Source organism: Mucilaginibacter sp. P5_A4, assembly GCF_056400605.1.
This window is the reverse complement of the sequence record NZ_JBFUKX010000169.1, coordinates 1-711: the sequence shown is the minus strand read 5'-3', so window position 1 is coordinate 711 and position 711 is coordinate 1. Positions and strand designations below refer to the sequence as shown.

Below are 711 nucleotides of genomic sequence, written 5' to 3'. Positions count from 1 at the left end.
GTATTGCGCTTGAATCGGCAAATGGCTCGTCATAATACGATCCAAAATTTTCAATTAAACCCATACCCTCTTTTGCATTGCATTCGATAGTATGATGATCTGTTTTAAGGTGTTTAGCTATATTAGCCGCAAACACACTTTCATCAAATCTTTTTTCATTAAATTTAATGCAAAAGGTTTTCACCTTCTCGTTATGCTGAGATGCGAGTGCTGCAATAAGTGAAGAATCAATGCCTCCTGATAGAAACACCCCCAGATTCACATCTGCATGCATCCTAATATCAACCGCATCTGTTAACAATAATCCGAGTTCTGTTTTAGCTTCAGAATATGATCCTTCATATTTGTTTATATAGGCGAGGTCAAGATCCCAATACTTCGCTGTCTGAAATTTCCCTGTGTTTATATCAAAAGTGAATGTATAACCAGCCTTAAGTTTTTTGATCTCATTCCAGGCCGATTTGGGTTCTGGTACATACCCCCAGATAAAATATTCATTTATTGCCTCGTCGTTCAGGCTTACATTCCGGCCAATATATATTTGCGATGGCTGGCTGGCAAATTCAAAATCGAGGCCATTATGGGCGTAATAAAATGGTTTTTTTCCAAGTCTATCCCTGGCTCCAAAAAACTGCTGCGTTTTGGTGTTATAAATTACAAAGGCAAACATGCCATTAAAATGATAAACACAACGCTCGCCATATTCAAGAT

Annotated in this window: 1 protein-coding gene; it reads right to left on the bottom strand. The window is 38.0% G+C overall.

The features are described 5' to 3' along the window. The coding region (locus AC1DQW_RS27850; protein WP_477457049.1) for an asparagine synthetase B family protein at positions 1 to 711 on the bottom strand (711 nt) is incomplete at both ends.